This is a genomic window from Nocardia sp. NPDC004168, from assembly GCF_040610355.1.
Lineage (GTDB): Bacteria > Actinomycetota > Actinomycetes > Mycobacteriales > Mycobacteriaceae > Nocardia > Nocardia sichangensis.
In genome coordinates this window covers 469284-487105 of record NZ_JBEXME010000003.1, presented here as the reverse complement: position 1 = coordinate 487105, position 17822 = coordinate 469284, and the positions used below count along the sequence as shown (strand labels likewise).

The following is a 17822-nucleotide window of genomic DNA, read 5'->3' as shown; positions in this document are numbered from 1 at the left end:
GTCACATCCGCCGCATCCACCCGTGCTTGTCGGCGAAGGTGCCGCGCTGGATGCCGGTGAGGGTGTCGCGCAGGGCCATGGTGACCGCGCCGGGCTCGCCACCGCCGATGGTGAATTCGCCCTCACCGGAGCGAACCCAGCCGACCGGCGTGATCACCGCGGCGGTGCCGCACGCGAAAACCTCGGTGATCTCACCGGATTCGGCGCCCTTGCGCCATTCCTCGACCGAGATCTTGCGCTCCTCGACCGGGAAGCCGGAATCGGCGGCGAGGGTGAGCAGCGAGTCGCGGGTGATGCCGGGCAACAGCGAGCCGGACAGTTCCGGGGTGACCAGGCGCGCGTCGGAGCCGGAACCGAAGACGAAGAACAGGTTGTTGGTACCCATCTCCTCGACGTAGCGGCGCTCACACGCGTCCAGCCACACCACCTGGTCGCAGCCCTTGGCCGACGCCTCGGCCTGGGCCAGCAGCGAAGCCGCGTAGTTGCCGGCGACCTTCGCCTCGCCGGTGCCGCCCGGCGCGGCGCGCACGTATTCGGTGGACAGCCAGACCCGCACCGGCTTGACGCCACGCGGGAAGTACGCCCCCGCCGGGGAACCGAGCAGCAGGTACTTGTACGCCGCGGCGGGCTTCACGCCGAGTCCGGCCTCGGTCGCGAACATGAACGGCCGCAGGTACAGCGATTCCTCGCCGCCCGCAGCGGGCACCCACTCGCGGTCCACCTCGAGCAGTTGGCGCACCGACTCGATGAACAGCTCGTCGGGCAGCTCGGCCATCGCCATCCGGCGAGACGACCGGCGGAAACGCGCGGCGTTGGCGTCGATGCGGAAGCAGGAGACGCTGCCGTCACCGTGCCGGTAGGCCTTGAGTCCCTCGAAGATGGCCTGGCCGTAGTGGAACACCATGGTGGCGGGGTCCAGCGCCAGCGGCCCGTACGGCTCCACCCGCGCGTTCGTCCACGTGCCGCCGACGTAATCGATCGAGACCATGTGATCGGTGAAGTACCGCCCGAACCCCGGCTCCGCCAGTACCTCCTGTCGCCGCTGCGCCGGAAGCGGCGCGGGGTGCGGAATACGGGTGAACTGTGCGGCAGCGGTCATGGCGACGATCCTATCCGGCCCGATTCCGGCCATTTCGCCTTGGTCCACACCCCTCAGCGCAGCGCCGCCCGCAGCCGATCGCCCATGCGTCCGGGAGAAGGACGGGTCACTTGGTGCTGGTCCGCACGAACGGCGGGCGCACGATTTCGCAGCGCACGCGGCGGCCGCGCACGTCGACCTCGACCTCGGCGCCGGGTTGGATGTCCGCCGCGGTGTCGAGCAATGCCAGCGCGATGCCGACCTTGAGGGTGGGCGAGAAGGTGCCGGAAGTGGTTTCGCCGACGGGCTCGCCATCACGCAGCACGGTCTGCCCTTGCCGGAGCACACCCCGGTCGAGTGCTTTCAGCCCCAGCAGGATTCGACGCGGACCGGCCGACTTCTCCTGTTCCAGAGCGGCCTTCCCCCAGAACTCCGGCTTCTGCCAGCCGACCGCCCACCCGCAGCGCGCCTGCACCGGGGAGATGTCCAGGGAGAGTTCGTGCCCGTGCAGCGGATAGCCCATCTCCGTACGCAGGGTGTCGCGGGCCCCGAGCCCGGCCACCTGGCCCGCGGCGGCGCGCACCCGCTCGACCAAGGCGCGGAACAGCGATTCGGCGTCGGCCCAGCGCGGCAGCAATTCGTAGCCGTGCTCGCCGGTGTATCCGGTGCGGCAGACCCGGACGGGACGGCCGTCCCACTCGGCGTCGGCGTAGGCCATGTACTCGAGGTCGGTGGGCAGCCCGAGCGCGCTCAGCACCTCGCCGGAGCGCGGGCCCTGCACGGCGAACACGGCGTAGTCGCGATGCTCGTCGGTCACCGTGATGCCCTCGGGCGCGACCTTGCTCAGTTCCGCGACGACCGCCGCGGTGTTGGCGGCGTTCGGCACCAGGAAGATCTCCTCGTCGCCGACGTAGTAGGCGATCAGGTCGTCGATCACTCCGCCGTCCGGGGCGCAGCACAGTGTGTACTGCGCCTTGCCCGCCCGGATCCGGCCGAGATCGTTGGTCAGGGCCGAGTTCACGAACGCCGCGGCGCCCTCGCCGCGCACCGTCGCCTTGCCGAGATGGCTGACGTCGAACAGCCCCACCGTCGTGCGAACCGCCTGGTGCTCGGTCACCGTGCCCGCATAGGACACCGGCATCTCCCAGCCGCCGAACGGCGCGAAGGTCGCCCCCAGCTCGACGTGCACGGCGTGGATGGGTCCTTGCAGCAGGTTCGTCTCGGTCACCAGCCGAGCTTATCCGGGACCAGGGCGTCCGACGCTCGCACGCACTGAGGCCGGAACCACATCGGGATGAGCGTCGGGCCGTTCTGCGGCAAAGTGTGCGTCGTTCCGGTCGGCGCGAATCCGCAGCGGCTGTAGAGCCGGGCGGATCGTTCGGTGCTGGCTTCCAGGAACGCCGGGACGTCCGCTTGGGATGCCGCCTTCAACCGATCGGCGAGAATCGCCGCACCGGCCCTTTTTCCGCGATGCTCCGGCACCGTGACGATCACCTGCAGGTACCGATGCGGGAACTCCCGGGGGTGTTCGCGGGCGAGCAGGTCGGTGACGATCACCAGCCGCTGCGCCACGCGCAGATCGGGAGCCTGCTCGAGCATGGTCCGCGCCTCGGCGGCTTCGTCGGCGAATCGTTCGACCGAGGTGACGTGCTGCCAGATCGACATCGACCAGATCTCCTCGCCCGCGCCCGCGACCCAGATCTCGTCGTCGCGCAACGCTCGATCGACCAGACCGGGCACGAACGCGGTACGGAAACCCGTGTCGGGCTGTCCTTCGAGCACCCACGCGGTCACCACCTCGTCCGCGCTGGCGATGCCGAACGCCTCGATCAGCGCGTCACGGTCCTGGACACCCGCCTGGCGAGCGGTGATCTCCATCCGCCTCCCCTTTCCCTGCGAACACCGTATTCACGCATGAATCTAGGCAGGTCGAAGCCGTATCACTACCATTTCGTCACACCTGTTCGTGTGTCGAAACGGAATCCGGATGACCTGCGCTATCTGCCACGGCGACCTCGCCCAGCCCAGCCGGGGCCGACGGCGCAAGTACTGCTCGCGCTCCTGCCAGGCCCGCGCCTATCGCGCCCGCCGCGCGGCGATTCCGGTGCGCCGCCCCACCCGTCCGGCGCGGCTCACCACCGTCGGCATCGCACGCGCGGCGGTGGAGCTGGCCGACCGCGACGGGCTCGACGGTCTCACCATGCGCCGCCTGGCCGGCGCGCTCGGCGTCGCGACCGCCACCCTCTACCGCCACTTCCCCGACCGCGAAGCGCTCCTGGCGAGCATGGCGGAGCTGGCGCTCGACGAGATCCCGCCGCCCGGGACGGACTGCGGCGGCTGGCGTCCCCGGCTACGGCACGAAGCGCACGAGGAGTGGCGCCTCTACCGCAGGCATCCGTGGATGCTGCCGCTGCTGGCGCGCGTCCGTCCGCCGCTGGGCCCGGCGCTGCTGGACGTCCTGGAGCGCAACTTCGCCGCCCTCGACCATCCCGGCCTGACCCGGCAGACCGGATTCGCGATCTACCTGGCACTGTCGGGCCTGGTCCAAGGGCTCGCGCTGTTGTGGAGTTCCGAGCGCGCCGACCGCCTCGGCGATCCGCGCGACGCCGCCGAGACGGCCGCGCCGCGCGAACTCGCCGAACTGCTCGACCCGGCGCTGCGTCCCGTCCTGCACCGTTACTTCACCGACCTCTCCACCTTCGAGATGGACTTCGACGACCTACTCGCGACCTCGGTGGAACTCCTGCTCGACGGCGTCGCGGTGCGCCATCCGGAACGAAGCGAATAGCCTGTGCCAATGACCGCTGTTGCAGATCGCTCGCTCGGACCGGAACTGGCACGCACCGAGACCATCGGCGCGGACACCGATGTGCTCGTCATCGGGTTGACCTCCTCGGAGGACGGTCCCGCCATCGTGCCCGAGGACCTGTTCGGCGACGTGCTCACCGCCGACGTGCGCGCGGAACTGCTCGATCAGCTCGGCGTGGTGGGCGCCAAGGGCAAAGCCGAGGAGCTGACCCGCATCCCGGCGCCCGTCGGACTGGACGGCGTGAGCAGCGTCCTGGCCGTCGGCCTCGGCTCCGCCGAGAAGCTCGACGCCGAGCAGATCCGCCGCTCGGCCGGTGTGGCCGCCCGCTCGCTGTCCGGCACCGAACTGGTGGTGACCACGCTGTCCGGGCTGGATATCGGCGCCGCCGCCGAGGGCTTCTACCTGGGCGCCTACTCGTTCACCCCGTTCCGCTCGGACAAGTCGGCGCCCAAGCCGGACGAGCGGCCCGTGGCCCGCGTCGAGTTGCTCGTGCCCGAGCCGGGATTCGGCGAAGAAGCCTTGTTCCGTGCGCAGGTCACCGCCGAGGCCGTCGCCACCGCACGGGATTTCGTGAACACCCCGCCCAGCCATCTGTTCCCGGCCGAGTTCGCTTCGCGTGCTCAGGAACTCGCCGAGGCCGCGGGCCTCACGGTGGAGGTGCTCGATGAGAAAGCGCTGGAAGCGGGCGGTTACGGCGGCGTGCTCGGCGTGGGCAAGGGTTCCTCGCGCCCGCCGCGCCTGATCCGGATCACCTACGCGGGCGGCCCGAAGAAGGTCGCCCTGGTCGGCAAGGGCATCACCTTCGACACCGGCGGCATCTCCATCAAGCCCGCGCAGAACATGGAGAACATGACCTCCGACATGGCGGGTGCCGCCGCCGTGATCGCCACGACGCTGCTGGCCGCGCGGCTGAGCCTGCCGATCACCGTCACCGCGACCGTGCCGATGGCGGAGAACATGCCGTCGGCCACCGCGCAGCGCCCCGGCGACGTGCTCACCCAGTACGGCGGCATCACCGTCGAGGTGCTCAACACCGACGCCGAGGGCCGGTTGATCCTCGCTGACGCGATCGTGCGCGCGAGCGAGGACGACCCGGAGTACCTGATCGACGTGGCCACCCTGACCGGGGCGCAGATGGTCGCGCTCGGCACCCGCACGCCCGGCGTGATGGGCACCGACGAGTTCCGCGACCGGGTCGCCCGCATCTCCCGCGAGGTCGGGGAGAACGGCTGGGCCATGCCGCTTCCCGCCGAACTGCGCGGCGACCTGAACTCCAAGATCGCCGACCTGGCCAATGTCGCGCCGCACCGCTGGGGCGGCATGCTCTCGGCCGGGCTGTTCCTCAAGGAGTTCGTCCCGGAGAACGTGCAGTGGGCCCACCTCGACGTAGCGGGCCCGGCCTATAACACCGGCGGTCCGTTCGGCTACATCGGCAAGGGCGGCACCGGCGTCCCCGTTCGCACGCTGATCGCCGTGCTCCAGGACATCGCCGGGGAGTGAGCGCGACGCGCGTCGTCCGGGACGACTCCCGGACGACGCGCACAGGCCACCTCGCCCGACCGCATCACGTGTTCCATGCTCCTGGCCGGACTCCGGACCGACATTCCGGCGCGGCCAGCTCGCGTCACTGACGGCAAGCGAGACGGCTCCGCGGCACCCCCACGGGTCCGGCGGGAATCGGGCGCAACGGACAATCCGACGGCTCAGAGGTCGTACAGATCCCGCTCCATTTCGCGCTGCCGCTCCACTCGCTTACGCGCGTCGTAGTCGCGCATGCGTTGCGGATACCCGGTCTTGCGGACGTCGTAGACGGGGATGTGCAAATCCTTGGCAAGCCGTTGCGCCCCGCGCTCGCCGACGATCCGGCGTGTCCATTCACCATCCGCGGCAATAAGGACGACTGTGACATCTGTCACCGTGGTCTTCGGTTCGATGTAGCCCTCGACGCCCACGTGCGTGCGCACCCAATCGGCCAGATAACGAGCGTCCGGCCCGGACACCGAACCCCCACGTGAAGTGCCGCCACCCCAGGCGGCGCCGCCGCGGAAACGATCCAGCAAACCCAACGACGCCGACCTCCTTTCCTGCACCGGAGAATGTTCACCGCCGGTCTTCCCATACTGCCAGCTCCGCGCAGTACGCCGCCCTGTGCTACATGGCTTGCGCGCGAGTGCAAGGATGGACCGCGGTACAAGAACCACACGGATCTCCGGTGCCACGCACAATGATCGGTGGCTTCCGGACTCCCGTCGCGACCCGCGCCGGGCGTCCGCAGTGAGATCAACTGTTGTAGAACCCCGTCGAGCAGTCAGAGGAGTCAACGGACATGGCCTTCTCCGTCCAGATGCCCGCTCTTGGTGAGAGCGTCACCGAGGGAACGGTGACCAGGTGGCTGAAGCAGGAAGGAGACACGGTCGAGGTCGACGAGCCGCTGCTCGAAGTCTCCACCGACAAGGTCGACACCGAAATCCCGTCCCCCGCGGCGGGTGTGCTGTCGAAGATCGTCGCGAACGAAGACGACGTGGTCGAGGTCGGCGGCGAGCTCGGCGTGATCAGCGAGCCAGGTGAGGCGGCTTCTTCCGCTCCCGCGCCCGCTCCCGAAGCCGCGGCGCCCGCGCAGGAGACCCCGGTCCCTTCGGAGGAAGCGCCTGCCGCCGAGCCCCAGCCCGCTCCCGCCGAGCAGCCCGCGCCCGCCGCCCAGGCCGCTCCCGCGTCGTCGGGTGACGGCACGCCGGTGAAGATGCCGGAACTCGGCGAGTCGGTCACCGAGGGCACCGTCACCCGCTGGCTGAAGGCGGTCGGTGACGAGGTCGCCGTCGACGAGCCGTTGCTCGAGGTCTCCACCGACAAGGTCGACACCGAGATCCCCTCGCCCGTCGCGGGCACCCTGCTGGAGATCTCCGCCCAGGAAGACGACATCGTGGCCGTCGGTGGGCAGCTCGGCGTCATCGGCAGCGGAGCACCGGCGGCCGCCGCCCCGGCTCCCGCGCCCGCCCCGGCACCTGCTCCGAAGCCCGAACCGGCCCCGAAGCCCGAACCGGCCCCGGTCGCCGCCGCCCCGGCTCCCGCACCCGCACCCGCACCCGCACCCGCCCAGGCTCCCGCTCCGGCTCCGGCTCCCAAGCCCGAACCGGCTCCCGCGCCCGCCGCCGCGGCGGCCGCCGAATCCTCCAACGGCGCAACCCCGTACGTCACTCCGCTGGTCCGCAAGCTGGCCGACGAGCACAACGTCGACCTCGCCGCGATCACCGGTTCCGGTGTCGGGGGCCGCATTCGCAAGCAGGATGTGCTCGCCGCCGCCGAGGCCAAGAAGGCTCCTGCTCCGGCGGCTGCTCCCGCCGCGGCCGCGCCCGCCGCGCAGGCTCCCGCCGCGCCCGCCGCCGCCCGTTCCCAGCTGGCCCACCTGGTCGGCACGGTGCAGAAGGCCAACCGCATCCGCCAGATCACCGCGACCAAGACCCGCGAGTCGCTGCAGACCACCGCGCAGCTGACCCAGGTGCACGAGGCCGACGTCACCAAGATCGCGGCGCTGCGCAAGCAGGCCAAGGCGGCCTTCAAGGAGCGCGAAGGCGTCAACCTGACGTTCCTGCCCTTCTTCGCCAAGGCCGTGGTCGAGGCGCTGGGCGTGCACCCGAACGTCAACGCCAGCTACGACGAGTCCAGCAAGGAGATCACCTACCACGCCTCGGTGCACCTCGGCATCGCCGTCGACACCGAGCAGGGCCTGCTGTCCCCGGTGATCCACAACGCCAGCGACCTGTCGCTGGCCGGGCTGGCGCGGGCCATCGCCGACATCGCCAACCGGGCCCGCAACGGCGGACTCAAGCCCGACGAGCTGGCCGGCGGCACCTTCACCATCACCAACATCGGCAGCCAGGGCGCGCTGTTCGACACCCCGATCCTGGTTCCGCCGCAGGCGGCCATGCTGGGCACGGGCGCGATCGTCAAGCGTCCGGTCGTCGTGACCGACGAGACCGGCAACGAGTCCATCGGCGTCCGCTCGATGTGCTACCTGCCGCTCACCTACGACCACCGCCTGATCGACGGCGCCGACGCCGGGCGCTTCCTGACCACGATCCGTCACCGGCTCGAGGAAGCGGCGTTCGAGGCCGATCTCGGCCTGTGAGGAAGGTCCCGCGGCACGTATGAAGGTCGTGATCGCCGGCTCGTCCGGGTTGATCGGGACGGCGCTCGTCGCGGCTCTGCGCCGCGACGGGCACGAGGTCGCCAGGCTGGTGCGCAGGAAAACCGCGGGTCCGGACGAATTCGCCTGGAACCCGGCCCGCGCCCACCTGGACGAGCGGGCGCTTCGCGGCGCCGACGCCGTGGTCAACCTGTGCGGCGCGGGCGTGGGACGGCGCCGCTGGAACGGCAGTTTCAAACAAGAGCTGCGGGACAGCCGGATCACGCCCACCGACGTGCTGGCCGGGGCGGTGGCCGACGCGGGTGTCCCCGTGCTGCTCAACGCCAGCGGCGTGCACTACTACGGCGGCGCGACCGGCGATCGGGTGGTGGACGAGTCATCGCCCGCCGGTTCCGGATTCCTGGCCGCGCTGTGCCGTGACTGGGAGAAGGCGACCGAACCCGCCACGGCGGCCGGGGTGCGCACCGTGCTGTTGCGCAGCGCCGTGGTGCTGTCCCGGGCCGGTGGCCTGCTCGGCATGCTGCATCCGCTGTACGCGGTCGGCTTGGGCGGGCGGCTGGGCAACGGTCGCCAGTACACGCCGTGGATCTCGATGGCCGACGAGATCGGCGCGATCGTCTTCGCGCTCACCCATGACACGATGTCCGGTCCGATCAACGTGGTCGGTCCCGCACCGGTCACCAACGCCGAGTTCAGCCGCGCGCTCGGCCGGGCGCTGCATCGCCCGACTCCGCTCGTCATCCCGGCATTCGCGCTGCACGCGCTGGTCGGCGAGATGGCGCGGGAGGCGATCCTGCACGGCCCGAGGGCCATTCCCACCGCGCTCGAGGAAGCGGGCTACCAGTTCCACCATCCCACCATCGGCGCCGCGCTCGCGGCCGCGGTGGGACGACCCGGAGATGTTCGATGACCGACCGACTCGACACCAGGCCCGCCACCGTCATCCGCGACGCCACCACCGACGATCTTCCGGCGATCCTCGACATCCACAACGCGAATATCGCCACGTCCACCGCGATCTGGGACACCGAGCGCGTCGGCTTGGACGAACGCCTCGGCTGGTTCCAGGCCCGCACCGGCGCGAGCCTGCCCGTGCTGGTCGCCGAGATCGGCGGGGAGCTGGCCGGTTACGCGAGCTACGGGCCTTGGCGAGCCAAATCGGGATACCGCTACACGGTCGAGAACTCCGTGTACGTCGACGAACGCTTCCAGCGTCGCGGCATCGCCACCGCCCTGCTCACCGAGTTGATCGACCGTGCGCGCCGCGCGGGCGCCGTGCACGCCATGATCGCCGCCATCGAATCCTCCAACACCGGTTCGATCGTGCTGCACGAACGCTTCGGCTTCCGCACCGTCGGCGTGCTGCCCGAGGTGGGCCACAAATTCGGACGCTGGATGGATCTGACCCTCATGCAGCTGACCTTGCCGGTCGAGGTCGACTGACCCGCATCTTCGCACCTCACCTGCCGAATCTCGCGCGGAGTACCAGTTGTTCGCGCGGCAATGCGCTCGTCTACGCAGGGCGGCCGGGCCGTAGTCGAGCCTCGGCGTCGCTGCGAGCGTGTCCTTCAGATACTGCGGTCTCGGCACCTGCCCGCGAGACCCCATCGCATGGACCTGGCGACAGCCTCCGGGATGCGAGATCGCCTGTCTGAGATCAGGCCGAACAAGGACCGGGAACCTTCTCCGGTCAGCGTAAGGGCAACCCTCCAGCTCTCCACCTGGCAACCCCGCCACGACTGTGGGGGTTCCCACATCCAGGTGCTGGAACCGGCCGTCCCCGTGGGCGTACCGTCGTCGCTGTGATCAACCCGCGCACCACCCGGTCCGCCCGATTCGATACGACCCCGATCGTGGTCGAGGATCTCGGACTCATCGACTATCACGCCGCCTGGGACCTGCAACGCGGCATCGCCGAGCAGCGCGCCGACGGCAACGGATCCGATCATCTGCTGCTGCTCGAACATCCGTCGGTGTACACCGCGGGCCGCCGCACCGAGGCCGACGACCTGCCCATCGACGGCAGTCCGGTGGTGCAGGTCGACCGCGGTGGCAAGATCACCTGGCACGGTCCGGGCCAACTGGTCGGCTACCCCATCGTGCGGCTCGCCGAGCCGGTCGACGTCGTCGACTACGTGCGCCGCCTCGAGGAGGCGTTGATCACCGTGTGCACCGGCCTCGGTCTGGTCTGTGGCCGCGTCGAGGGCCGCTCGGGCGTCTGGCTGCCCGCCACCGAGTTGTACGCCGAACGCAAGATCGCCGCGATCGGGGTGCGCGTGCAGCGTGGCGTGGCCCTGCACGGCGTCTCGTTCAACTGCAACGCCGCCATGGACGGGTTCCAGGCCATCGTCCCCTGCGGCATCCGCGACGCGGGCGTCACCACGTTGACCCGCGAACTCGGTCGAGAAGTGACCGTCGCCGAGATCAAGCCGCTGGTGGCCGACGCCATCATCCGCGCGCTCGACGGCGACCTGCCGGTCGGCGAGCACGATATCTCCCGCGTCACTCCTGGTGACACCACCCCGCGTACCACGAACGCGACGGCGTAAGGTCGATCAAGTGACCTCAGTCGATACCCCGACACCACACAACGCGTCCGCACCCAACGGCCGCAAGCTCTTGCGCATCGAAGCCCGCAACGCGGAAACCCCCATCGAGCGCAAACCCAAGTGGATTCGCACCCGCGCCACCATGGGGCCCGAGTACTCCGAACTCAAGGGTTTGGTGAAGCGCGAAGGCCTGCACACTGTTTGCGAGGAAGCGGGCTGCCCCAACATCTTCGAATGCTGGGAAGACCGCGAGGCCACCTTCCTGATCGGCGGCGAACAGTGCACGCGCCGTTGCGATTTCTGCCAGATCGACACCGGCAAGCCCGCCGCCCTGGATCGCGACGAGCCCCGCCGCGTCGCCGAGAGCGTCCAGGCCATGGGCTTGCGCTACTCGACCATCACCGGCGTCGCCCGCGACGACCTGGAAGACGGCGGCGCCTGGCTCTACGCCGAAACCGTCCGCGCCATCAAGCGTCTGAATCCGCACACGGGCGTGGAACTGCTGATCCCCGACTTCAACGCGAACCCCGACCAGCTCGCCGAGGTCTTCTCCGCGCGCCCGGAAGTGCTGGCGCACAACCTCGAAACGGTTCCGCGCATCTTCAAGCGCATCCGCCCGGCCTTCCGTTACGAGCGCTCCCTCGCGGTCCTGACCGCCGCCCGCGAAGCCGGTCTGGTCACCAAGTCGAATCTCATCCTCGGCATGGGCGAAACCCCCGAGGAAGTCACCCAGGCCATGCGCGACCTGCACGAGGCAGGCTGCGACATCCTCACCATCACCCAGTACCTGCGCCCCTCCCCCCGCCACCACCCTGTGGACCGCTGGGTGAAGCCGGAGGAATTCGTCGAGCACTCCGAGGCGGCCGAGGAAATCGGCTTCGCGGGCGTCATGGCGGGCCCCCTGGTCCGCTCCTCCTACCGGGCCGGGCGGCTCTACGCCCAGGCGATGGCCCACCATGGCCGCGAGATCGCTCCCGAGATGGCGCACCTCGCTGAGGAGGGCACCGCCTCCCAGGAAGCCAGCTCGGTGCTGGCCCGCTTCGGCAACTGATCCTTACTGTCGGCCCTCGCGCCCAGCCTTCGCGCGCGAGGGCCGACGCGTGTCCGAAGCAGACCACACTGTGCTTAAACTAAGATTAATTCTTAGTAAGTTGTCACCTTAGTTCAGGAGGCGGGTGTGGAGTTCACCGGAAGGTCCGCAGACCTCGACCTGCTCACTCGTCAACTGAACTCGGTGATCGAGGGCACCGGCACCACCCGGGGCCGTGCCGTCATCGTGACCGGTCGCCGACGGGTCGGTAAATCGCGGCTCGTCCAGGAATTCTGCGATCGTTCCGACCACGGCTACCTGGTCTTTCAGGCAACGCGCGGGCGCAATCCCGTTGCCGAGCGTGAGGAGTTCACCGCTACGGTCGCTCAGTCCGGGTTCGGTCGCGCGGAGTTGATCAGCGGGTTGCAGGCCGGCGACTGGAATCAAGCTCTCCGGTCCCTGGCGATCGCCTTACCCGATGACGCGCCCTGTATCGCGGTTATCGATGAGGTGCCGTGGCTGGTCGAACAGGATCCGGAGTTCGAAGGCGCGTTGCAGACGGTGTGGGATCGCCACCTGTCGGCCAAGCCGGTGCTACTGCTCCTGGTCGGCAGCGACATCTCCGTCATGGAGGCCCTCGGATCACGCGACCGGCCGTTCTTCGGGCGCGCGACGAAAATGACAGTCGAACCGCTGCATTTGGCCGATGTGCAGGCGATGACCGGCCTCGATGCCGCCGACAGCGTCGACGCGGTGCTGATCACCGGCGGATTCCCCGAGATCGTGAGTTCGTGGCGCCCAGGAATGAGCCGTGCCGACTTCCTGCGTGACGCGGCCGCGAATCCACTGGCCCCTTTGCTCGTGGCAGGCGAACTGTCGCTGCTGGGGGAGTTTCCGGAGGGAATGCGCTCGCGCGCGGTCCTGGAAGCCATCGGCAGCGGAGAACGAACCTTCAGTACCATCGCCGCCGAAGCCGGTGGAACGAACGCACTGCCCGCGGGCACCCTCAATCCGCTGCTGAACATGTTGCAGGACAAGCGAATCGTGGCTGGCGATCTTCCGCTGTCCACGAAACCGGATACCAAGAACAAACGCTACCGAATCGCCGACCCCTATCTCCGGTTCTGGCTCGCCTTCCTGGAACGCAGCATTCCACTCATCGAACGCGGCCGTGGCGATGTCGCACTGAACCGGATCGAACGTTCCTGGACCACCTGGCGCGGACGCGCTATCGAACCGCTGGTCCGCGAATCCCTCATGCGTCTGCTGCCCGATGCGAGGTGGCCGGACACCGAGGCGGTCGGTGGCTGGTGGAACCGGCAGAACAATCCCGAAATCGACCTGATCGGGGCCGATCGAGAACCGGTCGCCAGGGCGGTGCATTTCGTCGGCTCGATCAAGTGGCTCGAAGATCGCCCGTTCGACCGCCATGATTACGACCGTCTCGCCCGTTCGCTGTCCGCAGTGCCCGGAACCGATCACAGCACCGCACTCGTAGCCGTCTCGCGATCCGGCGTCGCGAAGAACTTGCCGCTGGCATTGCATTGGGGGCCAGAGGATCTCGTTCGAGCATGGGGGTGAATCTCGATCCGAATCGGTCTGTTGAGCCGAGCGGACGCCCGGATAATCTGCGTCCACGACTCGAGGATGCCGAGCGGTGCGAACGGAATCGACTCAACGGACGGGCGGAACTTTTCGCGGAGCGCGATCTTGCAAGCCGGTAGGACTCGTTGCGAGGTAGTCCCGAGGTAATTGCCCATGCCCGCTCCGAGTTGTCAGCACAAGCGTGGATACAGAGTTCCAGTAATCGGATCGAGACAAAGTTGGTCTCGTTACTGCAAAATGCGAATTTGTGGTCCAAATCACGTTTGCTAGCATAATGCCTGGTAGTGGCGTTGATAGGTATAGTCGATAGGCGCTTACAAGATCGCTTATTCGGATCATTAACTGACTGTTTGCCGTGCGTTAACCAGCCGTGATCAAGCTGAGATCAGGTCTGAGAGGGACCTGGGAAACAGCTCCACAGCCCACGGCTTGTTTCTCTTCGGGTACGGCAGCGGCACCGACGGGCATCGCCCCCGAGTCGTGCACCGCGTCGCGCCGCCAGGAATTCGAACCCTGGCCTTCACAACGAAATCCGAAAACCGCACACGAGCCGAGATGGCGAACACCTTACCTGGTGCCCGCCGTGGATCCGCGCTGGGTTTTCCCGGCCGGATCGCCGCACGAACAAGGAACTGATTTCTCGATGTCTGACGCACGCCTTTCTTTTCTCCGCCGCCCGTCCCTTCGTAAGGGCGCTGCCCTCGCCGCCACCGTCGGCGTGATCGCCGTCGGCTTCTCCGCCGGTGTGGCGGTGGCCGACGACAGCGCTCCGGCGCCCGTTACGCCGGTCGCCGCGCCGTTCGACCTCCCGGCTCTGCCGGGACTGCCCGCGCTGCCCGAACTGCCCGCGTTGCCGGGGCTGCCCGCGCCCGCGCCCGAGGGTCTCGCGCCCGCGCCGCCGCAGGTCTACGAGAACAACCTCGACGGCTGGATCCGCCAGTCCCTCGACGTCATGCGCCTGCACGGCATTCCGGGGAGCTACGAGGGCATCCACCGCAACATCATGCGCGAATCCGGCGGCAACCCCAAGGCCATCAACCTGTCGGACTCCAACGCCGCCAAAGGCACCCCCTCCAAGGGCCTGCTCCAGGTGATCGACCCGACCTTCAACGCCTACCACGTCGACGGCACCGCCTTCGACATCTGGGACCCGGTCGCCAACATCACCGCCGCCTGCAACTACGCGGCTCATCGGTACGGCTCGATGGACAACGTCAACGGGGCCTACTGAGCCTCGAACTCGGATCCGGCAAGCGCCTCCTCGTCTCCTCGACGCGGAGGCGCTGCCGTTTCCGGGTGCGACCGCACCACCGCGGCACCGCTGTTTGGGCCCTGTCCCCACGACTCGGGCTGGACTTCCTCGACGCGGAGGCCGTCGACGGTTGCGGACAGCTTTGCCGGGCCGGGCTCAGCCGACTACTTCACGAAGTCGCGCACGCCCTCGAAAACCGTCGACGAGGACAGCAGCGCGATATGGCCGAGGCACGCCGTCTGGGTGTTGGTGGCGCCGCTGAGAATCGTGCTCTGATCGGGGTTGATGATCTCATCGCACGGCGACCACCAGGTGCCGTAGTTCACCCGGCCGGGGGTTTCGTCGGTGCTGTTGAGTTCGGCGAGGAAGGCTGAGCCGGGCCGCATCTCCGCGCAGGAGGCGTCGAAGCATCCGTTGGCGACGTCGGTGCCGTGATTGGGGCCGGCGATGGAGACCCAGTCGTCGACGAAACTCAGGCCGTCCAGCTTCTTCAGGTACCAGCGACTGTTGAGGCCGCCCATCGAGTGGGAGATGATGTCGACCTTGGCGGCACCGGTTTTCGCGCGCAGCGCATCGGCCTGCGCTTTCACCTGTAGTGCGATGTCCTTGTTCGACTGGGTGGTGTCGTAGCTGAATCGTGCCATCTCTTCTGCGGAGTATCCCGCGTCGAGGAATCTGCTCCACATGTAATCCCAGTCCGCCGCCGATCCCTGCCAGCCGTGGACGAAAAGGATCGGATCTCGCGCCGGCGCCGCAGCCGCCTGTGGCGTGGCGATGCCGAGTGCGGCCATAGCCGTCGCGACCAGGGTGATTGCGGCCATTCGTAGGCGGCGCGTGATCGATGTGATGCGCATGACTTGACTCCGATCTGCTCGCTGCACTGCGAGCAGACAGAAGGTAGCGCCTCGAAGCTCATCCGGGGGCATTGTGAGACTTGGTTGTTTCAACTCGTCGCCGAGTCCTTGGATCTGTCGCGACATTCCGCGAAGAAGGTCCTGGGCGAAGCTACGCCGCGCCGACGAGCTGACAGCGGAGGGCAGGCCGGGAGAGGAGTCCAGAGCCTCGAACCCGTGCCCGTTGAAGTCGCGGGCCGCCTACCGTACATACGATTCCGAATACTCACGTCAGCCCGGCAATGAATCCGACAGGCTGACGCTGTGCCGACGCCATCACCACCGCCCGCTGAATCCGGACCAGCCGCCTGCCGCGCAGCAGGATATCGGCAAGCTTGCGGCTGCCACCCGACCGTGGGCCTACCGCATCAAATTCCGGACGCGGCATCAGGGACGGCACGGCGCGCCAAGACCCACCTTCGAGCTAGACCTCGATGCGGCGAGTCCTGGTTCGCGCTTCCCACGAGCTGGTCGATGCCGACCAACGGATACGAGGTATCAGACTTGTGCCGCGCGCCGGGCCAAGAAGTCTCGAACCTCTGGGATCCGGGAATGACCGCGAACCGTATTCGCGATGGCATCGATGCGTTGATGCAGGCGGGTGGACGCGAGTCCGGCGATGGTGTCGTAGTTGTCGGCGAGCAGTGAACATGCTCGTGCGACCTCACCGGCGCTGACCAAGTTGCGCGCGAGGTTGAGCTGCCACGCCGCCCGCTCCCTCGGCCAAGCCGATGAGCCGTCGATGGCAGCTTGCATGTGTGTCGTTGCTGCCGCGTGCTCTCCGACCCACATTTGGGCTTTGCCGGTGATGAAGTTCAGTTCGGCCTCGGGCAGGAACACCCACTCCGGATCATGCCCCCGGGTAGATTCATACGCACGGAAGGCCCGGCTGATCGCCGTCGTCATCGCGGTCTTGTCTCCACGCGCACCGTGGGCTTCGGCTTCCCGAACCGCCATCAGCGCACGCAGTTTCGGCCCGCCTTGACGAAGAGATGCCTGTGAGGCGGCCTGCGCGTATTGCACCGCCAAAGGGTTCTTTCGCATATCTCCGGGAAGGCTGATCATCAGACAGCTGGCATTCCCCAGCGCATGCGCCGCAGCGATCCCGTCACCGGCTGCATTGGCGGCGTTCGCGGCGTCCGCGTAATACCGCCGAGCATCGTCGAGACGCCCGGCGTCGTAGTGCACCCACCCGGCGGCGGTCATCATCTCGGCGGCGGCGCTGGTGAGCGCCCGACCGACCGCCTCGGTGTAACTCCCCTGGTCGAGAAGCTGCTCGACATAGCGGACCTGATTGGCCGCCACCCGGCACAAACGGTCGCCGCCGACCACCAGATCCAGTTCGTGGATCTGATTCACGCTGTCGATGATCGCTTCGACATCGCTCGCGCCGACTTTCCCTGCGGACGCCGACGCGGCGTTCACGGGGGCGGAAACCGACATCATGGCGGCCCCCGCGCTTACTGATGCCCCTGCTTTGAAGAAGTTGCGACGGTCCACATCTGCCTCCCGGTCCGACTCCACTACCAGTATGGCAAGCGGAACGTCCAGTGCACGGGCTACGAGCCGCAAGACGCGAACGTCGTGTGAGGCCGGGCCGCCGCGCTCCAGACCCGAGACGGCGGGCTGCGAGAAGTTGATGAGCGCGCCCAATTCCGTCTGCGTCATGCCGACGGATTTCCTGATGCGCCGAATCACTTCGCCCGTGGTCATGTACATGGCCGAGCGTCCCCCCGATCGTTGGTCGAATTTCCCCACAGCTTTACCCCGAAAGCGATTGCACCGGCAGGATATACGGCTCTTCGCATAACCGGAACGGAAACCGCGATCCGTGCTCCTACCTCGGTATTCGGGCGGCCTACGTTCGGTCGCGGGTGCCCGGTACCGGGGCGACGCCGCACTCCGCGCGGCGCACCAGCCCGCCAGAGTGGCGGGCCGGTGGCGACAGCCCCCGGTACCGGGCACCGGTCGATCCGCGAAACAGAGAGGTTTCCCGTGTCCACGCATTCCCTCGCCATGTACCAACTCATCGCCCTGTGTGACGCGGCCGCCCACCAAGCGCCGATGCGGCCGCTCAGTATCCGCCAGGCCCATGAAGTGATGCAGATCCATGTGGCCTGCCGCGCGAAATACTGCGCACGCAAGGCGGCGGCGCGACAGGTGCTGGTCGACAGCGGGCGGATGGTGCCGGACCCGAGCAGGCCGCAGTGAAGGCAGCTGCTCCCGGGCCGCCGAACCGACGCCGCCACATCCAAATCGAAACCGGTCCGCTGCGCCTGGACTACCAGGCGAGCGCCGAACAGGCCGAAAGCGTCGCACGCGCACTGGCGCAACGGTTCCCGGAAATCACGGTGACTGTCGACGACGACCTGGACGACGATCTCCCGCACCTTCCTTGCGCACAGCTGTGGGACTGATCGCTCCGCGCCGCCACCCCTCATCCTCGAAATGCGAACGGAGAC

At 68.2% G+C, this 17822-nt stretch carries 18 protein-coding genes; 11 read left to right on the top strand and 7 right to left on the bottom strand.

The annotated features are described in order from the left end of the window. Window position 1: 1 nt before the first annotated feature. The 3 genes from ABZW96_RS09325 to ABZW96_RS09315 form a co-directional block, all read right to left on the bottom strand. Window positions 2-1099, bottom strand: coding sequence for a branched-chain amino acid aminotransferase (locus ABZW96_RS09325; RefSeq protein WP_355072901.1), 1098 nt, complete (start codon window positions 1097-1099; stop codon window positions 2-4). A gap of 106 nt (window positions 1100-1205) precedes the next feature. Then, window positions 1206-2306, bottom strand: coding sequence for a glycine cleavage system aminomethyltransferase GcvT (gene gcvT, locus ABZW96_RS09320; RefSeq protein ID WP_355072899.1), 1101 nt, complete (start codon window positions 2304-2306; stop codon window positions 1206-1208). Next, the gene (locus ABZW96_RS09315) at window positions 2303-2956 is read right to left on the bottom strand and encodes a GNAT family N-acetyltransferase (protein ID WP_355072897.1); all 654 of its coding nucleotides are present in this window, start codon (window positions 2954-2956) and stop codon (window positions 2303-2305) included. The genes gcvT and ABZW96_RS09315 overlap by 4 nt, the downstream gene beginning before the upstream one ends. A 109-nt stretch (window positions 2957-3065) precedes the next feature. On the opposite strand from ABZW96_RS09315, the gene ABZW96_RS09310 reads away from it, so the two are divergent. Continuing rightward, window positions 3066-3866: a TetR/AcrR family transcriptional regulator gene (locus tag ABZW96_RS09310; protein ID WP_355072895.1), complete on the top strand. Its 801-nt coding sequence runs from the start codon at window positions 3066-3068 to the stop codon at window positions 3864-3866. A gap of 9 nt (window positions 3867-3875) precedes the next feature. Next, window positions 3876-5387: a leucyl aminopeptidase gene (locus ABZW96_RS09305; protein WP_355072894.1), complete on the top strand. Its 1512-nt coding sequence runs from the start codon at window positions 3876-3878 to the stop codon at window positions 5385-5387. Between the two features lie 203 nt (window positions 5388-5590). Here the strand turns inward: ABZW96_RS09305 and ABZW96_RS09300 are convergent, their stop codons facing one another. Further along, the gene (locus ABZW96_RS09300; protein ID WP_355072995.1) at window positions 5591-5887 is read right to left on the bottom strand and encodes an oxidoreductase; all 297 of its coding nucleotides are present in this window, start codon (window positions 5885-5887) and stop codon (window positions 5591-5593) included. A gap of 326 nt (window positions 5888-6213) precedes the next feature. Here ABZW96_RS09300 and sucB point away from each other — a divergent pair, with 326 nt between their 5' ends. The 7 genes from sucB to ABZW96_RS09265 all read left to right on the top strand — a co-directional run bounded on the left by sucB (window position 6214) and on the right by ABZW96_RS09265 (window position 14446). Then, on the top strand, window positions 6214-8013 hold the full coding sequence (gene sucB / locus ABZW96_RS09295) for a 2-oxoglutarate dehydrogenase, E2 component, dihydrolipoamide succinyltransferase (RefSeq protein WP_355072892.1): 1800 nt from the start codon (window positions 6214-6216) through the stop codon (window positions 8011-8013). Between the two features lie 19 nt (window positions 8014-8032). Further along, complete coding sequence (locus ABZW96_RS09290; RefSeq protein WP_355072890.1) at window positions 8033-8941, top strand: TIGR01777 family oxidoreductase; 909 nt, start codon at window positions 8033-8035, stop codon at window positions 8939-8941. Then, window positions 8938-9474, top strand: coding sequence for an N-acetyltransferase family protein (locus tag ABZW96_RS09285; RefSeq protein ID WP_355072888.1), 537 nt, complete (start codon window positions 8938-8940; stop codon window positions 9472-9474). Before ABZW96_RS09290 ends, ABZW96_RS09285 begins: the two co-directional genes overlap by 4 nt. A gap of 359 nt (window positions 9475-9833) precedes the next feature. Beyond that, window positions 9834-10580, top strand: a complete 747-nt coding sequence (lipB, locus tag ABZW96_RS09280) for a lipoyl(octanoyl) transferase LipB (protein ID WP_355072887.1) — start codon at window positions 9834-9836, stop codon at window positions 10578-10580. Window positions 10581-10590: 10 nt separating this feature from the next. Then, complete coding sequence (gene lipA, locus ABZW96_RS09275) at window positions 10591-11631, top strand: lipoyl synthase (RefSeq protein ID WP_355072885.1); 1041 nt, start codon at window positions 10591-10593, stop codon at window positions 11629-11631. Window positions 11632-11757: 126 nt separating this feature from the next. Further along, window positions 11758-13191: a DUF234 domain-containing protein gene (locus ABZW96_RS09270; RefSeq protein ID WP_355072883.1), complete on the top strand. Its 1434-nt coding sequence runs from the start codon at window positions 11758-11760 to the stop codon at window positions 13189-13191. A gap of 667 nt (window positions 13192-13858) precedes the next feature. Next, entirely contained in the window at window positions 13859-14446 is a 588-nt protein-coding gene (locus tag ABZW96_RS09265; protein ID WP_355072881.1) for a transglycosylase SLT domain-containing protein, read from the top strand. Window positions 14447-14631: 185 nt separating this feature from the next. Here the strand turns inward: ABZW96_RS09265 and ABZW96_RS09260 are convergent, their stop codons facing one another. The 3 genes from ABZW96_RS09260 to ABZW96_RS09250 all read right to left on the bottom strand — a co-directional run bounded on the left by ABZW96_RS09260 (window position 14632) and on the right by ABZW96_RS09250 (window position 17079). Then, a complete protein-coding gene (locus tag ABZW96_RS09260; protein WP_355072879.1) occupies window positions 14632-15321 on the bottom strand; it encodes a triacylglycerol lipase in 690 nt (229 codons plus the stop codon). A gap of 265 nt (window positions 15322-15586) precedes the next feature. Further along, window positions 15587-15760 (bottom strand): hypothetical protein, encoded by a 174-nt coding sequence (locus ABZW96_RS09255; protein WP_355072878.1) that lies wholly within the window; start codon window positions 15758-15760, stop codon window positions 15587-15589. A 98-nt stretch (window positions 15761-15858) separates the two neighbouring features. Continuing rightward, window positions 15859-17079, bottom strand: coding sequence for a helix-turn-helix transcriptional regulator (locus ABZW96_RS09250; RefSeq protein WP_355072876.1), 1221 nt, complete (start codon window positions 17077-17079; stop codon window positions 15859-15861). A gap of 276 nt (window positions 17080-17355) precedes the next feature. On the opposite strand from ABZW96_RS09250, the gene ABZW96_RS09245 reads away from it, so the two are divergent. Together ABZW96_RS09245 and ABZW96_RS09240 are read left to right on the top strand one after the other, a co-directional pair. Next, a complete protein-coding gene (locus ABZW96_RS09245) occupies window positions 17356-17571 on the top strand; it encodes a hypothetical protein (RefSeq protein WP_355072875.1) in 216 nt (71 codons plus the stop codon). Then, complete coding sequence (locus ABZW96_RS09240; RefSeq protein WP_355072873.1) at window positions 17568-17777, top strand: hypothetical protein; 210 nt, start codon at window positions 17568-17570, stop codon at window positions 17775-17777. Before ABZW96_RS09245 ends, ABZW96_RS09240 begins: the two co-directional genes overlap by 4 nt. Window positions 17778-17822 lie beyond the last annotated feature (45 nt).

Coding starts and splice junctions, on each gene's coding strand:
- ABZW96_RS09305 (WP_355072894.1), top strand. CDS start 3,876: ATGACCGCTGTTGCAGATCGCTCGCTCGGACCGGAACTGGCACGCACC.
- ABZW96_RS09290 (WP_355072890.1), top strand. CDS start 8,033: ATGAAGGTCGTGATCGCCGGCTCGTCCGGGTTGATCGGGACGGCGCTC.
- sucB (WP_355072892.1), top strand. CDS start 6,214: ATGGCCTTCTCCGTCCAGATGCCCGCTCTTGGTGAGAGCGTCACCGAG.
- ABZW96_RS09260 (WP_355072879.1), bottom strand. CDS start 15,321: ATGCGCATCACATCGATCACGCGCCGCCTACGAATGGCCGCAATCACC.
- ABZW96_RS09285 (WP_355072888.1), top strand. CDS start 8,938: ATGACCGACCGACTCGACACCAGGCCCGCCACCGTCATCCGCGACGCC.
- ABZW96_RS09325 (WP_355072901.1), bottom strand. CDS start 1,099: ATGACCGCTGCCGCACAGTTCACCCGTATTCCGCACCCCGCGCCGCTT.
- ABZW96_RS09250 (WP_355072876.1), bottom strand. CDS start 17,079: ATGTACATGACCACGGGCGAAGTGATTCGGCGCATCAGGAAATCCGTC.
- ABZW96_RS09310 (WP_355072895.1), top strand. CDS start 3,066: ATGACCTGCGCTATCTGCCACGGCGACCTCGCCCAGCCCAGCCGGGGC.
- ABZW96_RS09265 (WP_355072881.1), top strand. CDS start 13,859: ATGTCTGACGCACGCCTTTCTTTTCTCCGCCGCCCGTCCCTTCGTAAG.
- ABZW96_RS09315 (WP_355072897.1), bottom strand. CDS start 2,956: ATGGAGATCACCGCTCGCCAGGCGGGTGTCCAGGACCGTGACGCGCTG.